The organism is Gilliamella sp. Pra-s52 (assembly GCF_009795805.1).
GTDB lineage: Bacteria > Pseudomonadota > Gammaproteobacteria > Enterobacterales > Orbaceae > Gilliamella.
Map to the genome: position 1 here is coordinate 1 of NZ_WTEY01000046.1, position 684 is coordinate 684.

Here is a 684-nt window from a genome sequence, read left to right on the forward strand (position 1 = left end):
AGGCAAGCCACCCTTACGAGTTAAAAATAAAAAAAGAAAATAAGTTCATAAGGAATTCGATTATGCCTTACGCAAAATATGATGGCAACGATCCCATCTATAAAGACAAAGAGCAGCTATTAAAAAAAACCGGTATTAGCATTACTGATCCAATACTACCACCCAAAAATTTGGTTAAATTAACCGGCACCCTATCCGAATTTAAAGGTCTATTTTGCTATGCACAGCTGGGTGATGGCGCTTATTTAAGTGACGAGCAAAAACAAAAACAGCAAAATCAGCTTAGAAAGGGGGCCGTGCTTGCCACTTTAAACAGTAATAGCATTGCCGCATTAGCTGGCTTGGGGCATGCCAATGGTAATGACCGTAGTAATCTATTTGCGGCACAATATATCACTACCAAATTGAATGGCACCATCACGTTAAAGGGTTGGCTCGGTTTTTATAAATTTAATGATGGCGATCAAGTTGAGGTAGTCGCCGAAAAGCATGAAGACCATTACGAAGTGTACGCCATGCTCAAACCCAGTGAACAAATTATCTCACTTGTCCCGCTATGTTTTGCTGGGCGTAACCAAGCCTTCAAACAATATCGTCTACCTATGTTTTTCTTTTATGTTATTTGCGTGCTATTAATGAACTACTTTTTTTTCGATTTTTCGTTGGAAAATCTGACCATTGGTT

Annotated in this window: 1 pseudogene; it reads left to right on the plus strand. The window is 39.0% G+C overall.

Going from position 1 to position 684, the window contains the following annotated elements:
- Positions 1 to 62 precede the first annotated feature (62 nt).
- Positions 63 to 684: pseudogene (locus GQ594_RS11875) on the plus strand (hypothetical protein); the annotation flags it as partial.